General features: G+C 64.1%; 15 protein-coding genes. 7 read left to right on the plus strand and 8 right to left on the minus strand.

The features are described from left to right. Window positions 1-29 precede the first annotated feature (29 nt). From BUQ73_RS24000 to yccS, 6 genes are all read left to right on the plus strand, one after another. Window positions 30-1,472, plus strand: coding sequence for a TldD/PmbA family protein (locus BUQ73_RS24000; protein WP_079229958.1), 1,443 nt, complete (start codon window positions 30-32; stop codon window positions 1,470-1,472). After that, complete coding sequence (locus tag BUQ73_RS24005) at window positions 1,472-2,791, plus strand: TldD/PmbA family protein (RefSeq protein ID WP_079229959.1); 1,320 nt, start codon at window positions 1,472-1,474, stop codon at window positions 2,789-2,791. Before BUQ73_RS24000 ends, BUQ73_RS24005 begins: the two co-directional genes overlap by 1 nt. 109 nt (window positions 2,792-2,900) lie before the next feature. Next, complete coding sequence (gene mdtD / locus BUQ73_RS24010; RefSeq protein WP_079229960.1) at window positions 2,901-4,328, plus strand: multidrug transporter subunit MdtD; 1,428 nt, start codon at window positions 2,901-2,903, stop codon at window positions 4,326-4,328. A 112-nt stretch (window positions 4,329-4,440) separates the two neighbouring features. Further along, window positions 4,441-5,778, plus strand: coding sequence for an ATP-dependent RNA helicase DbpA (dbpA, locus tag BUQ73_RS24015; protein ID WP_237772799.1), 1,338 nt, complete (start codon window positions 4,441-4,443; stop codon window positions 5,776-5,778). 163 nt (window positions 5,779-5,941) lie between these two features. Continuing rightward, window positions 5,942-7,123 carry an NAD(P)/FAD-dependent oxidoreductase gene (locus BUQ73_RS24020; protein WP_079229962.1) on the plus strand — a complete coding sequence of 394 codons (1,182 nt, stop codon included), beginning with the start codon at window positions 5,942-5,944 and terminating at the stop codon, window positions 7,121-7,123. 83 nt (window positions 7,124-7,206) lie between these two features. Beyond that, complete coding sequence (yccS, locus tag BUQ73_RS24025; RefSeq protein WP_027920694.1) at window positions 7,207-9,390, plus strand: YccS family putative transporter; 2,184 nt, start codon at window positions 7,207-7,209, stop codon at window positions 9,388-9,390. Window positions 9,391-9,453: 63 nt separating this feature from the next. On the opposite strand, the gene BUQ73_RS24030 is transcribed toward yccS, so the two are convergent. Further along, window positions 9,454-10,191, minus strand: coding sequence for a substrate-binding periplasmic protein (locus BUQ73_RS24030; RefSeq protein ID WP_079229963.1), 738 nt, complete (start codon window positions 10,189-10,191; stop codon window positions 9,454-9,456). A gap of 168 nt (window positions 10,192-10,359) precedes the next feature. On the opposite strand from BUQ73_RS24030, the gene BUQ73_RS24035 reads away from it, so the two are divergent. Beyond that, entirely contained in the window at window positions 10,360-10,833 is a 474-nt protein-coding gene (locus BUQ73_RS24035; RefSeq protein ID WP_027920692.1) for a GNAT family N-acetyltransferase, read from the plus strand. Here BUQ73_RS24035 and BUQ73_RS24040 read toward each other — a convergent pair. The 7 genes from BUQ73_RS24040 to BUQ73_RS24070 form a co-directional block, all read right to left on the minus strand. Then, entirely contained in the window at window positions 10,808-11,104 is a 297-nt protein-coding gene (locus tag BUQ73_RS24040; RefSeq protein ID WP_012312450.1) for a winged helix-turn-helix domain-containing protein, read from the minus strand. The two genes, BUQ73_RS24035 and BUQ73_RS24040, sit on opposite strands and share 26 nt — an antisense overlap. 12 nt (window positions 11,105-11,116) lie before the next feature. Then, a complete protein-coding gene (locus tag BUQ73_RS24045; protein WP_079229964.1) occupies window positions 11,117-11,617 on the minus strand; it encodes a M48 family metallopeptidase in 501 nt (166 codons plus the stop codon). A 39-nt stretch (window positions 11,618-11,656) separates the two neighbouring features. Then, window positions 11,657-13,777, minus strand: a complete 2,121-nt coding sequence (locus tag BUQ73_RS24050) for a putative bifunctional diguanylate cyclase/phosphodiesterase (RefSeq protein WP_079229965.1) — start codon at window positions 13,775-13,777, stop codon at window positions 11,657-11,659. A gap of 199 nt (window positions 13,778-13,976) precedes the next feature. Further along, window positions 13,977-15,041, minus strand: coding sequence for a class II fructose-bisphosphate aldolase (gene fba / locus BUQ73_RS24055; protein WP_008093958.1), 1,065 nt, complete (start codon window positions 15,039-15,041; stop codon window positions 13,977-13,979). A gap of 100 nt (window positions 15,042-15,141) precedes the next feature. Further along, window positions 15,142-15,471 carry an MliC family protein gene (locus tag BUQ73_RS24060; protein ID WP_027920689.1) on the minus strand — a complete coding sequence of 110 codons (330 nt, stop codon included), beginning with the start codon at window positions 15,469-15,471 and terminating at the stop codon, window positions 15,142-15,144. Window positions 15,472-15,547: 76 nt separating this feature from the next. Beyond that, complete coding sequence (locus BUQ73_RS24065) at window positions 15,548-15,766, minus strand: hypothetical protein (RefSeq protein ID WP_079230615.1); 219 nt, start codon at window positions 15,764-15,766, stop codon at window positions 15,548-15,550. Between the two features lie 32 nt (window positions 15,767-15,798). Further along, the gene (locus tag BUQ73_RS24070) at window positions 15,799-16,962 is read right to left on the minus strand and encodes a phosphoglycerate kinase (RefSeq protein WP_027920687.1); all 1,164 of its coding nucleotides are present in this window, start codon (window positions 16,960-16,962) and stop codon (window positions 15,799-15,801) included. Window positions 16,963-16,971: the final 9 nt, after the last annotated feature.

Below are 16,971 nucleotides of genomic sequence, written 5' to 3' on the forward strand. Positions count from 1 at the left end.
GGAGCCACCGTGAAAACGGAGGCTTGTGCATGTTCGATTCCAGCGCCCTGCTGCGCCAGCGCTTTGCCGCGCTACGCAGCACGGCCGAGTTGTTTTCCCTGCGCCATGTGAAACAGTCGCACCAGGCGCTTTCGGTTCGCCGCAATGTGGCCGAACCACCCCACTTCAGCCAGGACGAGGGCGCCATGCTCACGGTGCGGGTCAATGGCGTGGAGGCCTATGCGGCCACCGCCGACCTGTCACAGGCCGGCCTGCAAAGGGCACTGGAGCAGGCCGAGGCACTGGCCCGGCAGGTTGCCCGGCACAGCCTGCTCGACCTGCGCGAGCAGCCGGTGACCAGCGCCCGCCACGACCATGTTTCGCCCAATTTTGACCAACCCGTGCCAAACCTGGCCGACTGCCTTGGCCTGCTCGCCGCTGAATCGGCCAGCGTGCCGAAGGACACCCGCCTGGTGGACTGGCAGGCCAGCCTGGGCCTGAGTCTGGTCGAGCAGACCTACCTGAACTCGGCCGGCGCCGAGCTGCGCCATGCCCAGCGCTTCCTGTTCCCGGGCCTGAGCGTCACCGCCAGCGACGGCCAGGACAGCCAGAGCCGCAGCCTGGGCCGCGACAACTTCGGCCAGCAAGGCGGTTTCGAGATCATCGAACGCTGCGGCCTGGTCGGCGCCGCCCGTCAGGTCGCCGACCAGGCGCTGCAGCTGCTGCTGGCGCCGAACACCCCAAGCGGCCCGCGTGACCTGCTGCTGATGCCCGACCAGATGATGCTGCAGATCCACGAGTCCATCGGCCACCCACTGGAGATGGACCGCATCCTCGGCGACGAGCGCAACTACGCAGGCACCAGCTTCGTCAAAGCCAGTGACTTCGGCCACCTGCAGTACGGCTCCAGCCTGCTCAACGTGACCTTCGACCCGACCATTGGCGAAGAACTGGCCAGCTACAGCTTCGATGATGACGGCACAGCAGCGAGCAAGCAGTTCCTGATCCGCGATGGCCTGCTGCTGCGCCCGCTGGGTGGTGCGCTGTCGCAGTTCCGCTCGGGCCTGGACGGAGTTGCCAACAGCCGCGCCTGCGGCTGGAACCGCGCGCCGATCGACCGCATGGCCAACCTCAACATCGAGCCCGGCGATCAGCCTCTCGACCAGCTGATCCAGGGCATCGAGCACGGCATCCTGATGCGCACCAACCGCTCGTGGTCCATCGACGATGCACGCAACAAGTTCCAGTTCGGCTGCGAATGGGGCCAACTGATCGAAAACGGCGAGCTCAAGGGCATCGTCAAGAACCCCAACTACCGTGGCATCTCCGCACAGTTCTGGCGCAACCTGGCGGCGGTCGGCGACCGCAGCACCTTCCAGGTCCTGGGCACGCCCAACTGCGGCAAGGGCGAACCCAACCAGGTGGTGCGGGTCGGGCATGCCTCGCCCGCCTGCGTATTCCGCCAGATCGACGTATTCGGAGGGGACGCCTGATGAAACACCTTTTCCAGACCCTGGTCGCCGCCGTGCAAGATGCCCTGCAACCTGGCGAGCAGTTCACCCTGGGCTTCAGTGCCGAGCAGTCGCAGTTCGTGCGCTTCAACCACGCCAAGGTGCGCCAGGCCGGCGAGGTGAGCCAGGCCAGCGCGCAACTGCGGTTGATCCGTGACGGCCGCCAGGCAGAACAGCAGGTGACCCTGAGTGGTGACGCACAGCTTGACCTGCAACGCCTGAGCGCAGCCCTGGAGCAGTTGCGCCAGACTCTGCCGCTGCTGGCCGTCGACCCGTACCTGCGCCTGGACGACAACGCCTGGCACAACCTCAGCCAGCAGGATCAACCGCTGCCCGAGCTGGATCAGGTACTGGCTCTGCTCGACCGTGAGGCTGGCGACCTGGACCTGGTTGGCATCTACGCCGCCGGCCCGATCTGCCGAGGCTTTGCCAGCTCGTTCGGAGCATTTGGCTGGCACCAGGCCAACAGCTTCAACTTCGACTGGAGCCTGTTCCACAGCAATGGCCAGGCCGTGAAAGCCAACTATGCCGGCCAGCAGTGGAGCGCCGACGATTTCACCGCCCGCCTGCGCCAGGCTCGGGAGCAGTTGGGTTTCCTCGGCCGCCCGGCCGTTACCCTGAAACCTGGCAGCTACCGTGCCTACCTGGCGCCTGCGGCCATGGACGAAATCGCCGGCATGCTCTGCTGGGGCGGTTTCTCCGCGCAGGCACTGGCCACGGGCAACAGTGCCCTGCAGCGCCTGTACAACGGCGATGCGCAACTGCACCCGCTGGTCAGTTTCAGCGAGCAGGTCAGCGGCTCGCTGAGCCCGGCATTCTCCGACGAGGGCTCGCCGCGCCTGGATGTACCGTTGATTCAGCAGGGTAAAGCGTTGCAGCGGCTGGTCAGTGCCCGCAGCGCAGCGGAATTCGAGCTGCTGGCCAATGGTGCCGACAGCTACGAGTCGCCGTGCGCGCTGAGCCTGGCACCGGGCAGCTTGCCCAGCGAGCAGGTCCTTGAGCGGCTGGGCACCGGGCTGTACATCAGCAACCTGTGGTACCTGAACTACTCTGACCTGCCAGCCGCACGCATGACCGGGCTGACCCGCTTCGCCACGTTCTGGGTGGAAAACGGCGAGATCCAGGGGCCGGTGAGCACCATGCGCTTCGATGACAGCCTGTACAGCCTGCTTGGCAGCCAGCTGGAGGACCTGACCCAGGAGCGCGAGATGATCCTGTCGACCAGCACCTACGGGCAGCGCAGTACCGGGTCGAGCCATCTGCCGGGGGCGCTGGTCAAAGGGCTGACCCTGACATTGTGATTGGCATTACCGGCCCTATCGCGGCTAAAGCCGCTCCTACAGGGGATATGCGATTCCTGTAGGAGCGGCTTTAGCCGCGATAGGGCCGGCACAGACAAAAGAGGACGTCATGCCAGATCGAGCACCGCTGGACCCCACCACCGCCCGCTGGATCCCCTGGGTGGTGGCCATCGCTTTCTTCATGCAGTCCCTGGACGGCACCATTCTCAACACTGCCCTGCCGGCCATGGCCCGCTCACTGGCCGAAGACCCGCTGCGCATGCAGGGCGTGATCATCGCCTACATGCTCACCGTGGCCCTGTTGATCCCCGCCTCTGGCTGGATTGCCGACCGCTTCGGCACCAAGCGCATCTTCTTCAGCGCCATCCTGCTGTTCAGCTTCGGCTCGCTGCTGTGTGCCACGGCCAACAGCCTCGGTTTCCTGATTTTCGCCCGCATCGTGCAGGGACTGGGCGGTGCGCTGATGCTGCCGGTCGGGCGCCTGGTGGTGCTGCGCGCCTACCCGCGTACCGAACTGGTGAGGATCATGAGCTTCATCACCATCCCCGGCCTGCTCGGCCCGCTGCTGGGCCCGACCCTGGGCGGCTGGCTGGTGGAAATCCTCAGCTGGCACTGGATCTTCCTGCTCAACCTGCCAGTCGGTGCGCTGGGCTGCTATGCGGTATGGAAGTTCATCCCCGACCTGCGCGGGGTCGAGCGCACCCGCTTCGACGGCCCCGGCTTCATCCTGTTCGGCGCCGCGATGGTGCTGATCACCATCGCCATGGAGGGCCTGGGCGAGCTGCACCTGCCACACCTGCGGGTGATGTTGCTGTTGTTCGCCGGCATGGCCTGCCTGGCCGCCTACTGGCTGCGCGCCGGCCGCGACCCAGAGCCGCTGTTCTCGCCCAGCCTGTTCCGCGTGCGTACCTTTGCCATCGGCATCCTCGGCAACCTGTTCTCGCGCCTGGGCAGCGGCGCCCTGCCGTTCCTGGTGCCGTTGTTGCTGCAGGTAGCGCTGAGCTATTCGCCGGCCCAGGCCGGCATGAGCATGATTCCGCTGGCCGCCTCGGCGATGATCGCCAAGTCCGTCGCCCGGCCACTGATCGAGCGCCTGGGTTACCGCATCGTGCTGACCGGCAACACCTTGCTGCTGGGCATCCTGCTGGCCAGCCTGGGCCTGGTCGATGAACAGACGCCTTATGCCGTGCTGCTGGTGCAGCTGGCCCTGCTCGGTGCGGTCAACTCGATGCAGTTCACGGCGATGAACACGGTGACCCTGATCGACCTCGACGACGCCAGCGCCAGTAGCGGCAACAGCCTGCTGTCGGTGGTCGCACAGCTGTCGCTGAGCCTCGGCGTGGCCTGCGCCGGTGCCTTGCTCGGCGGTTTCACCGCAGCGGGCAGTGCCGAAGGCGTGGAGACCACCTTGGGCGCCTTCCAGCTGACCTTTGTGACCATCGGGGTGATGGCCATGCTGGCGGCGGCGATCTTCCTGCAACTGTCGCCGACGGACGGAAGGCGTGCCCGTCGTCCGGAACAACACATGGAGTCGTAGGGCGAATGGCCATGAGGCTGGTAGACTGTGCGGCATTTTTCGCTTCGCACCGCAGGCCCGCCTCGTGACCACCGAATCCACCGCCTTTGCCACCTTGCCGCTGTCCTCTGCCATGCTGGCCAACCTGGACGCCCTCGGCTATGCCTCGATGACGCCGATCCAGGCCCAGAGCCTGCCGGTCATCCTGCGTGGCCAGGACCTGATCGCCCAGGCCAAGACCGGCAGCGGCAAGACCGCCGCCTTCGGCATCGGCCTGCTCAACCCGATCAACCCGCGCTACTTCGGCTGCCAGGCGCTGGTGCTGTGCCCCACCCGCGAGCTCGCCGACCAGGTGGCCAAGGAGCTGCGCCGCCTGGCGCGCGCCGAGGACAACATCAAGATCCTCACCCTCTGCGGCGGCGTGTCGCTGGGCCCGCAGATTGCCTCGCTGGAACACGGTGCGCACATCATCGTCGGCACGCCGGGGCGCATCCAGCAACACCTGGACAAAGGCACCCTGGTGCTCGACGGCCTGAACACCCTGGTGCTGGACGAAGCCGACCGCATGCTCGACATGGGTTTCTTCGACGCTATCGCCAGCATCATCGGCAAGACCCCGTCGCGCCGCCAGACCCTGCTGTTCTCGGCCACCTACCCGGCCGGCATCGAGCAGCTGGCTGCCGACTTCATGCGCAAGCCGCAACAGGTCAAGGTTGAAAGCCTGCACGCCGACAACCAGATCGAGCAGCGTTTCATCGAGATCGACCCGCAGCAGCGCCTGGATGCCGTCACCCGTGTGCTTGGCCACTACCGCCCGCAATCGTGCGTGGCGTTCTGCTTCACCAAGCAGCAGTGCGAGGACGTGGTTGCCCACCTGACCGCCAAGGGCATCGTCGCCCAGGCCCTGCACGGCGACCTGGAACAGCGTGACCGCGACCAGGTGCTGACCATGTTCGCCAACCGCAGCAGCTCGGTGCTGGTAGCCACTGACGTGGCGGCCCGCGGCCTGGATATCGATGGCCTGGACATGGTCATCAACGTCGAGCTGGCCCGTGATGCCGAGATCCATGTGCACCGCGTGGGCCGCACCGGCCGTGCTGGCGAGAAAGGCGTCGCGGTCAGCCTGGTGGCGCCGGCCGAAGGCCACCGTGCCCAGGCCATTGAAGACCTGCAGAAAAGCCCGCTGCGCTGGGACCAGCTGGATAGCCTGAAGAACCAGGGCGGCGCGCCACTGCTGCCGCTGATGAGCACGCTGTGCATCGCCGCCGGGCGCAAGGACAAGCTGCGCCCGGGCGACATTCTGGGCGCGCTGACTGGTGATGCCGGGATCCCGGGCAAGCAGGTGGGCAAGATCGCCATCTTCGACTTCCAGGCCTTTGTTGCTGTGGAGCGGGCACTGGCCAAGCAGGCCATGCAGCGGCTGAACAGCGGCAAGATCAAGGGCCGCGCCCTGAAAGTCCGTATCGTCTGACCTATTTTGGGGCCGCTTCGCGGCCCTTTCCGACCGGTCCGGCGCCCCGGCAAGGCCGCTCCTGCAGGAATATGCGATCCCCTGTAGGAGCGGCCTTGCCGGGGCGCCGGACCGGTCGGAAAGGGCTGCAAAGCAGCCCCGGCAATTCTGAAGAGGTAACACCGTGCACTCCACCGACGTGATCATCCTCGGCGCCGGCGCCGCCGGCCTGATGTGCGCCCAGCTCAGCGCCCGCCGTGGCCGCCGGGTGCTGCTGCTCGACCACGCCAACAAGCCCGGCAAGAAGATCCTCATGTCTGGCGGCGGCCGCTGCAACTTCACCAACATGTACACCGAGCCGGGCAACTTCCTCTCGCACAACGCGCACTTCTGCAAGTCGGCCCTGGCTCGCTATACCCAATGGGACTTCATCGAGCTGGTAGCCAAGCATGGCGTGCCGTACCACGAGAAGAAACTCGGCCAGCTGTTCTGCGACAACAAGGCCAGCGACATCCTCGACATGCTCCTGGCCGAATGCGACGACGCCGGCGCCGAGATCCGCATGCACACCAGCATCGAACAGATCGAGAAGACCGAAACCGGCTACCTGCTGCAGACCAGTGGCGGCCAGTTCGCCTGCCAATCGCTGGTGATCGCCACCGGCGGCCTGTCAATCCCGACCCTGGGTGCCACCGGTTTCGGTTACCAGGTGGCCCGTCAGTTTGGCCACACCCTGCTGCCGACCCGCGCCGGGCTGGTGCCGTTCACCATCACCGAGCCCCAATTGAAGGCGCTGTGCACCGAGTTGTCGGGCACCTCGCTGGACTGCACCGCCAGCTGCAATGGCACCAGTTTCCGCGAGAACCTGCTGTTCACCCACCGCGGCCTCAGTGGCCCGGCGATCCTGCAGATCTCGTCGTTCTGGGAGGCTGGCGACACGGTGGAGATCAACCTGCTGCCAGATCGCGATGCACTGACCTGGCTGCAGCAGGTGCAAGCCGAGCGCGCCAACGCCGAACTGAAGACCGTGCTGGGCGAGGTGTTCACCCGCAAGCTGGCCAACCTGCTGGCCGAGCAGTGGTTCGAATCCCGGCCGTTGAAGCAGTACACCCCGGCGGAACTGGCGCAGATCGCCGAAAAACTGGCGAACTGGCAGGTGGTGCCGGCCGGCACCGAAGGCTACCGCACCGCGGAAGTCACCCTCGGTGGCGTGGACACCCGCGAAGTGTCGTCCAAGACCATGGAATCGCTGAAAAGCCCCGGCCTGTATTTCATCGGCGAAGTGCTCGACGTCACTGGCCACCTGGGCGGTTTCAATTTCCAGTGGGCCTGGGCATCCGCCAACGCCGCTGCGCAGTTCGTGTAGAGTAGAATCCATTCAGCAGCACGGAACGCTTCTTGCTGGCCGTGCTGCAATGCATTCATTCGATCACTGCCTAGCAGGCCATCATGTCATCGAGTTCGTTCCGTCAGTCACTGCGTCGCCTGTGGGGCCAAGACAAGTTCAGCTACAGCATCCGGGTCACCATCGCCCTCACCGGCAGCCTGGCCCTGTGCTGGTACCAGAACGAGATGGCGCTGCTGATTCCGCTGTTCCTCGGCATCATCGCCAGCGCCCTGGCCGAGACCGATGACAGCTGGCAAGGCCGCCTCAGCGCCCTGGCCGTTACCCTCACCTGCTTTGCCATCGCCGCGCTGGCGGTCGAGTTGCTGTTCCCCTACCCGTGGATCTTCGTCATCGCCCTGGCGCTGGCCGCGTTTGGCCTGACCATGCTCGGCGCCCTTGGCGAGCGCTATGGCGCGATTGCTTCGGCAACGCTGATCACTTCGGTGTACACCATGATCGGCGTGGACCAGCGTGGCGGAATGGTCACCGACTTCTGGCACGAGCCGATGCTGCTGGTGGCGGGCGCGGCCTGGTACGGCTTGCTCTCAGTGCTGTGGCAGGCGCTGTTTTCCAACCAGCCGGTGCAGCAGAGCCTGGCCAAGCTGTTCTTCGAACTTGGCAGCTACCTCAAGCTCAAGGCCAGCCTGTTCGAGCCGATCCGCAACCTCGATGTCGAGGCCCAGCGCCTGGCGCTGGCCCAGCAGAATGGCAAAGTGGTGGCGGCGCTCAACGCGGCCAAGGAAATCATCCTGCACCGGGTCGGCAACAGCCAGCCGAATTCCAAGGTCAGCCGCTACCTCAAGCTGTACTTCCTGGCCCAGGACATCCACGAACGGGTCAGCGCCTCGCACTACCCCTACAACGCCCTGAACGAAGCGTTCTTCCACAGCGATGTGATGTTCCGCTGCCAACGCCTGCTGCGCAAACAAGGCGCATCCTGCCAGGAGCTGGCCCGCTCGATCCGCCTGCGCCAGCCTTTCGTGCTGGCCACAGGTTTCGCCGAGGCACTGGAAGACCTCAACGCCTCGCTTGAACACCTGCGCATCCAGAGCAACCCGGCCTGGCGTGGCCTGCTGCGTTCGCTGCGTGCCCTGGCCGCCAACCTGGCGACCCTCGACCGCCTGCTCAGCGCCGCCAGCAACCCCGACAGCCTGGCCGATGCCAGCGACAGCAGCCTGCTCGACCGCTCGCCACGCACCCTGAAGGACGTATGGACGCGCCTGCGCACCCAGCTGACGCCGACCTCGCTGCTGTTTCGCCACGCCCTGCGCCTGCCACTGGCGCTGTCGATCGGTTACGGCATGGTGCACCTGATCCACCCGACCCAAGGCTACTGGATCATCCTCACCACACTGTTCGTCTGCCAGCCCAACTATGGCGCCACCCGGCGCAAGCTGGTGCAGCGGATCTTCGGCACGGCGGTCGGCCTGACCGTCGGTTGGGCGCTGTTCGACCTGTTCCCCAACCCGGTCATCCAGTCGCTGTTCGCCGTGGCTGCGGGCGTGGTGTTCTTCGTCAACCGCACCACCCGCTACACCCTGGCCACGGCTGCAATCACGCTGATGGTGCTGTTCTGCTTCAACCAGATCGGCGATGGCTATGGCCTGTTCCTGCCGCGCCTGTTCGACACCTTGGTCGGCAGCCTGATCGCCATCCTCGCAGTATTCCTGTTCCTCCCCGACTGGCAGGGCCGGCGGCTGAACAAGGCGCTGGCCAACACCCTGGCCTGCGCCAGCGTTTACCTGCGCCAGATCATGCAGCAATACGCCCACGGCAAGCGCGACGACCTCGCCTACCGCCTGGCCCGGCGCAACGCCCACAACGCCGATGCGGCGCTGTCGACCACACTGGCCAACATGCTCATGGAGCCTGGGCATTTCCGTAAGGAAGCCGATGTCGGTTTCCGCTTCCTGGTGCTGTCGCATACCTTGCTCAGTTACCTGTCAGGGCTGGGCGCGCATCGCGATACAGCCTTGCCGGCAGAGGTGCAGGAGCAGTTGATCGATGGCGCCGGGCAAAGCGTGGCCAATAGCCTGGACGAAATTGCCAATGGCCTGGCGGCGCGGCTGCCAGTAGCGATTCACAGTGACGCCGAAGAGGCGCTGGCCAATGCCCTGGAGCAAATGCCGGAAGAGCTGGATGAACATCAGCGGTTGGTGCAGACGCAGCTGGCGTTGATCTGCCGGCAGCTGGGGCCTTTGCGCACGCTGGCTGCACACCTGATCAAAGAGGCACCGTCAGCCTGAGTTATTCCTGTTCCGGCCTATTCGCGGGTAAACCCGCGAATAGGCCGGAACAGAGCGTCGAGATCAGAAGCCATGCTGGTGTAGCAGCCTTGCATAGCTGCCATCAGCTTTCATCGCCGCGATAGCTTGCTCGAACCGTTCGACGATCTGCTGGTGATCAGGGTGCTTCAGGCTGACCAGAATATGCAGGCTATTTTCCCCCAGCAGCGGCTCCATCAGCGTCACGCCATCGCGCACCTGCTGCGGCTCGCGCTGCAGGTTGTAGCGCGCCACGTATTCGTCCTCAACTGCCAGGTTCACCCTTCCGGCTGCCAGCATGCGCACGGCGGTAGAGAAATCGCGCACCTCCACCTTATTCAAGCGAGTATCGCCATCAAACGCCGGTGAATAGGCATAGTCGCGCACGACCGCAATGCTGTAGGGATAAAGGTCAGCCTGATGCTTGTAACGGAACGTGTCGCCCTTGCGCTTGAGCAGGCGAATGCGATTGCTCAGGTAGCCCTCGGAAAACTGCCCGATCTGTTTACGCGCATCGTTATACCAGGCGCTGATCAGCACGTCATAGCGCCCGTCGCCAATGCCCATCAATGCCCGCGCCCACGGCACTTCCTCGTAGCCGCTGGCATACCCGGCGCGGGCCAGTGCCGTGGTGACCAGGCTGGTAGCCAGACCGCCGCCAGGCATCCCGCTGTCAGTGAACGGTGGCCAGTTGTCGGCTACCAGCCGCAGCCTGTCCTGGCCAAATGCAGGTGCTGCCAGGAGCGCACCCAACAAACCTAACGCGCAAAGCAGTGGCCGCATGCAGAAGTCCTTTTGCAGTGGGAGGCACACGCTGTGGAAGGCGAATCGCAGATGAGAGTACACAAAGGCCGCTGTGTGGGGCAGCGGACAATAATGTCATTTAGCCTCTATTTTGGCCGTGACTGGAAAATTTGCGATGATCCGTCATCAATTTCAGGAGTTACCACCATGTCCATCCACTGGCTCTGCAAGCATCACTCCGACCTCGACAAACATGAGCTCTACGCCATTCTGCAACTTCGTACCGCCGTATTCGTGGTCGAACAGCGCTGTGCCTATCAGGAAGTCGATGGCCAGGACCTGGCGGGCGACACCCTGCACCTGATGGGCTGGCAGGATGACAAGCTGGTGGCCTACCTGCGCCTGCTCGATCCGCAGTTGCAGGGTGGCGATGTGGTCATCGGGCGGGTAGTGACTTCACCTGACGCGCGCGAACTGAAACTCGGGCATCCGTTGCTGATGAAAGGGCTGGAAGCAGCCGGCCACTGCTGGCCTGGGACGCCGGTTTACCTGTCGGCCCAGGCACATCTGCAGGGTTTCTATGCCCGGCACGGTTTCGAGGTGGTGGGCGAGCAATACCTGGAAGACGACATCCCGCATATCGGCATGCGCAAGGTCACGGATACCCCAGTACTTCCCTGATCTGCCGCAGGTGGCGGATGATCCACTGCTTGTCGATCGCCCCCCAGTCATGGATGCGGTAATGCCCGGCATGGTTGCGCGCACCTTCCTGCTGCTCGAACTCGCAGACGATATCCAGGTCGGCAAGTGCGGCAATAGTGTCCTGTGCCGTGCGCCGCGGCATGCCGGTGGCCTCCATCAGCGCCGGCACGCTGGTGGCGGTCTGGCTGTCGATCAGCCAGGCCACGTACAGGCGGCGGTAGAAACTGCTCTTGGTCTTGCTCACATCCATGCTGCGTGATCCTTACAGGTTGCCCGGCAACTCCCGATAGGTCAGGTAGACGCGCAGGTCGAATTCCAGTTGGTGGTAAGCCGGCTCCATGTGCCGGCAGAGCTGGTAGAACGCCTTGCTGTGATCGCGCTCGCGCAAGTGCGCCAGCTCGTGCACCACGATCATGCGCAGGAACTCCGGCGCCGCCTCCTTGAACAGCGAGGCGATACGGATTTCCTTCTTCGCCTTGAGCTTGCCGCCCTGCACCCGCGATACCGCAGTATTGAGCCCCAGGGCCCTGTGGGTCAGGTCCAGGCGGTTGTCGAACAGCACCTTGTCCAGGTTTGGCGCACTGCGCAGGTATTGCTGGCGCAGGTCCTGGGCATAGCCGTACAGCGCCTTGTCGCTCTGCACGTCATGGCGGCCGGGGTAGCGGCGCTGCAGGTACTCGCCCAGGCGGTCGCTGTCGATCATCTGCCGCACCTGCTCCTGCAGGTGCGGTGGGTAGGCTTGCAAATAGCGTAATACGGTCATGGCATGGCATTCGGCGTAACGAATGCCGATTCTAGCCAATCACGGCCGCAGCCAGGGAAAAATCGCCGGGAAGCCAGTGGCATCAACAGCCGTCATCGGGTGCGCGACCAGAAAGCCCTGCACGTAAGCGCAACCGTTTGCCTTCAGCCACGCAGCCTGGGCCTGTGTTTCAACACCCTCTGCGATCACGGTGATGCCGTAGTCCGCGCACAGGCCGATGACGCTGCGCACCAACGCGGTATCCGCCGCCGAGTCCGGCAGGCGCGCCACCAGATGGCGGTCCAGCTTCAACGTGTCGATAGGCAGGTCGCGCAACATGCGCAGCGAGCAGTCGCCAGCACCGAAATCGTCCAGTGCCACACGCACGCCCAGCTCGCGCAGGCGGTGAATCTGTTTGATCGCCGTGTCGATGTTGTACATCAGCGAGGTCTCGGCCACTTCGACCTCAAGTTGCGCCGGGTCGAGCTGGTAATCCTGAATCACCCGCTGCAATTCATCGACCAGGCTAGGCATGGAAAACTGCGCCCGGCTCAGGCTGATACCCAACACCAGCTCTGGGGCGAAACACTGGCACCAGGCCTGACGCTGCGCGGCCCCCTGGCGATAGATCCAGCTGGCCAGACGGTTGATCAGCCGTGCTTCCTCCAGCAAGGGTATGAACAGCCCTGGCGGCACATCGCCAACGCTCGGATGCTGCCAGCGCAGCAGGGCCTCGAAACCTCGTAGCTGGCCATCGGCAAAGGCCACCTGGGGTTGGTACACGAGGCTGAAATCCTGGGCCTCGATGGCATTGCGCACGCTGTCCTCAAGCATCAGCCGTGAGCGGGCGCGACCGTTGAGTTCCTGATCATAGAAGCGATACTGCTGGCGACCGGCCTGCTTGGCTGCGTACATGGCCGTGTCGGCGGCGCGCAGCAGGCCTTCGACATTGCCGCCACAGTCGGGATAGGTGGCGATACCAATGCTGACCCCCAGGCACACATCCAGCCCCTCCACCTGCTGCTGGATCGACACCCGCTCGAGCAGCTTCTCGGCATGGCGCCCGGCCTGTTCCGGGTAGGGCAAGCCGTCGAACAGCGCGGTGAACTCATCACCGCCCATGCGCGCCAGCAGCGCCTCGCTGCCGAGGCAGTCCTTGATCTGCTCGGCCACCCAGCGCAGCACCCTGTCTCCGGCCTCATGGCCCAACGAGTCATTGATCCGCTTGAAGCCGTCCAGGTCCATGTACATCAGGGCCTGAACCTTGTTCGAGCGCTCGCCGCGCAGCAATACGCCTTCGGCGGCCTGGTAGAACCCGCGGCGGTTGAGCAGCCCGGTCAAGGGGTCGGTCACCGCCTGGTATTCGAGTTGCTGATGCAGGTTGCGCTCCACCGACATGTCCAGCACCGTGACCACCATGGCCTGCTGCTCCGCCGGCAACGGCGCGCATGACAGTGCCACAGGCACCAGCTGCCCACCTGGGAGGCGCAGGTGGGCATCATGAACCCGCACGATCTGCCGCGCGAGGTAGGCGTTGTGGAACTCGGATTCGCTCCACAGGGTGGCGTTGGCCAACTGCAGCAGATCGAGCAGGTTGGCACCCTGCAGTTGCTCGACCGGGGTATGCATCAAGCGCGAGATCGCCGGGTTGGCAAAGCTGATGACGCCCTCGGCATCCACCACCAGGATGCCTTCGGCGGCATTCTCGAGGATCGAGGCATTGAACGCCCGGGCGGCTTCCAGCTCGCGCGTCAGCCGCTGCAGCATGCGCCGGTTACGCTGCTGGTCCAGCTGTGCCTGCACCTTGGGCTTGAGTATCTGTGGGTCGAACGGTTTGAACAGATAATCCACAGCACCGCTGGCATAACCCTTGAGCACGGCAGCATCGGACTGCTCGTTGGCGGTGAGGAATATGATCGGGGTTAGCCGGGTTCGCTGGCTGCCGCGCATCAGGCGCGCCACTTCGAAACCGTCCATTTCGGGCATCTGCACATCGAGCAGCACCAGATCGACCTCGTGCTCAAGCAACGTACCCAAGGCTTCCATCCCCGAGCTTGCGGTCAATACGTGCCAATCGTTGCGCGCCAGCAAGGCCCGCATGCTAATGAGGTTTTCCGGGTAATCGTCTACCACCAGGAGAACCGACTTGCCATCCAGTGGTTGAGGGTAAGCGCCATCCATGCTGCTTCTCTTGTTTGACCGACTTCGACGTGCTATTGGATCCGATTAATACTCTAGACCTGCGGTTCCGACAAGCAATGCAATCAGATCGCTATCAGTGAATAAGTTTCACGGTAGCCGACTAACGGTACCCTTGCAGCATTTTCGACGCATAAAAAAACCCGCATCGCTGCGGGTTTTTCAGGGCTGGACCTGTGGATCAGTTGACCTTGGCGGCCAGCTCACCTTTCAGATAGCGCTGGAACATGCCTTCCAGGGAGATCGGCTTGATCTTCGAGGCATTGCCGGCAGTGCCGAAAGCTTCGTAACGGGCGATGCACACGTCACGCATGGCCTTCACGGTTTCACCGAAGAACTTGCGTGGGTCGAACTCGCTTGGGTTCTGAGCCATCAGGCGGCGCATGGCACCAGTAGAGGCCAGGCGCAGGTCGGTGTCGATGTTGACCTTGCGCACGCCGTGCTTGATACCTTCGACGATCTCTTCGACCGGTACGCCGTAGGTTTCTTTGATGTCGCCGCCGTACTGGTTGATGATCGCCAGCCACTCTTGCGGTACCGAGGAAGAACCGTGCATCACCAGGTGGGTGTTAGGGATGCGCTTGTGGATTTCCTTGATGCGGTCAATGGCCAGCACGTCACCGGTAGGTGGCTTGGTGAACTTGTAAGCACCGTGGCTGGTACCGATGGCGATGGCCAGGGCGTCCACCTGGGTCTTCTTGACGAAGTCGGCGGCCTCTTCCGGGTCGGTCAGCATCTGGCTGTGGTCCAGCACGCCTTCGGCACCAATGCCGTCTTCTTCACCGGCCATGCCGGTTTCCAGCGAACCCAGGCAGCCCAGCTCGCCTTCCACCGAAACGCCGCAGGCGTGGGCCATGGCCACGGTCTGCTGGGTAACGCGGACGTTGTACTCGTAGTCGGTCGGGGTCTTGCCGTCTTCGCCGAGCGAGCCGTCCATCATCACCGAGCTGAAGCCCAGCTGGATGGAACGCTGGCACACGTCAGGGCTGGTGCCGTGGTCCTGGTGCATGCACACCGGGATGTGCGGGAATTCTTCGATGGCGGCCAGGATCAGGTGGCGCAGGAACGGGGCACCGGCGTATTTGCGGGCGCCGGCCGAAGCCTGGACGATCACCGGGGAGTCGGTCTTGTCAGCCGCTTCCATGATGGCGCGCATCTGCTCGAGGTTGTTGACGTTGAAAGCCGGAACGCCGTAACCGAACTCGGCGGCGTGGTCCAGCATCTGGCGCATGCTAATGAGTGCCATTGTGTATCTCTCTCCCGACAAGCGTCGTTTGTTTCGTGCAAGCCTGCCGCAGGGGCGGTTGCTGTTCAAGTAGTGTGGGCCGCCTGTGCGGCCCGGCCAGTCACGGTGCCTTGCAGCCCCGCCCAATCAGATCGTTGGTTGCCACCCAGTACACCAGGCCTTCTTCGCCCTTGGTGTGGAAGGCCAGCACGCCATCGCTGTACAGCGCGCCAGAGGCGCCCGGCTCGGACTTGAGCCTGTAGACCTGGTCGCCGCCGCCGAGGCGTACGTCAACCTGGTCCCGTTGAGCATCCGCGAAGCGCCACAGCACTTCGGTCTGGGTGTCGCAAACCCAGCGGGTCCAGTTGTCCGCCGGGGCGGAAGGTGCAGGTTGTATCAGCGAGCATCCTGCCAGTGTCGCCAGGGCCATCGAGGCCAGCAGCGCTTTCATTACATATCCTCTAGATGACCACATAGCGGTCGCTTGGTTGCCTGCCCCGACGAAACGCTCGGTGCCGCTATTCGCTTCAAGGGCAACCCGGCGCCTGGCGCTGGTGTTCTTCGTCATACTTTTCCAGGCCTTCCGGGCCTACGCGCTTGCTGATGACCGGCACAGTCTCGGCCTGCCACTCGGACTGGTAGCAACCGCCCTTGGGCGGCTGCGCCGGGTCGGCATCCGACGACGGCCCGCTGGAGCAGGCGCCCAGCAGGCCGGCCAGGATCATCACAGGCAATTGTTTGACCATCAGGCCGCTCCCTTTGCCAGGCGCCACCATTGTCAGGCTTTTGCCCGCTCTTCCAGGATCGCCACGGCTGGCAGCACTTTGCCTTCGACGAACTCGAGGAAGGCACCGCCACCGGTAGAAATGTAGGAGATATCCTTGCTGACGCCATATTTGTCGATAGCGGCCAGGGTGTCGCCACCACCGGCGATGGAGAACGCAGCGCTTTCAGCGATGGCCTTGGCCAGCACCTTGGTGCCGTTGCCGAACTGATCGAACTCGAACACGCCGACCGGGCCGTTCCACAGGATAGTCTTCGACGACTTCAGCAGCTCGGCGAAATTGGCGGCAGTCTGCGGGCCGATATCCAGGATCATGTCGTCGGCAGCTACGTCAGCGATAGCCTTGACGGTCGCTTCGGCAGTTTCGGCGAACTCTTTGGCAACCACGACGTCGACCGGCAGCGGCACGCTGACCTTGGCGGCGATGGCTTTGGCGGTTTCGACCAGGTCAGGCTCGTACAGCGACTTGCCAACCGGGTGGCCGGCAGCGGCCAGGAAGGTGTTGGCGATGCCGCCACCGACGATCAACTGGTCACAGACGCTGCTCAGGCTGTTCAGCACGTCCAGCTTGGTCGACACCTTGGAGCCGGCGACGATGGCCGCCATTGGCTTGGCCGGGGCCTTCAGGGCCTTGCCCAGCGCGTCCAGCTCGGCCGCCAGCAGTGGACCGGCGGCAGCGACCTTGGCGAACTTGGCCACGCCATGGGTGGAGCCTTCGGCACGGTGAGCGGTGCCGAACGCGTCCATGACGAACACGTCGCACAGGGCGGCGTACTGCTGTGCCAGCTCGTCGGCGTTTTTCTTCTCGCCCTTGTTGAAGCGCACGTTCTCGAACAGCACCAGGTCACCTGCGTTCACTTGAACGCCGCCCAGGTAGTCGGCAACCAGCGGCACTTCGCGGCCCAGGGCCTTGCTCAGGTAGTCGGCAACCGGCTTGAGGCTGTTCTCGGCAGAGAACTCACCTTCGGTCGGGCGGCCCAGGTGCGAGCAGACCATTACCGCCGCACCCTTTTCCAGGGCCAGCTTGATGGTCGGCAGCGCTGCCAGGATACGCGCATCGCTGGTTACCACACCGTCCTTCACAGGCACGTTGAGGTCTTCGCGGATCAGTACGCGCTTACCTTGCAGGTCGAGGTCGGTCATCTTCAACACGGTCATGAATGCAGT

The sequence above is a fragment of the Pseudomonas putida genome, assembly GCF_002025705.1.
GTDB classification, from domain to species: Bacteria; Pseudomonadota; Gammaproteobacteria; order Pseudomonadales; family Pseudomonadaceae; genus Aquipseudomonas; species Aquipseudomonas putida_J.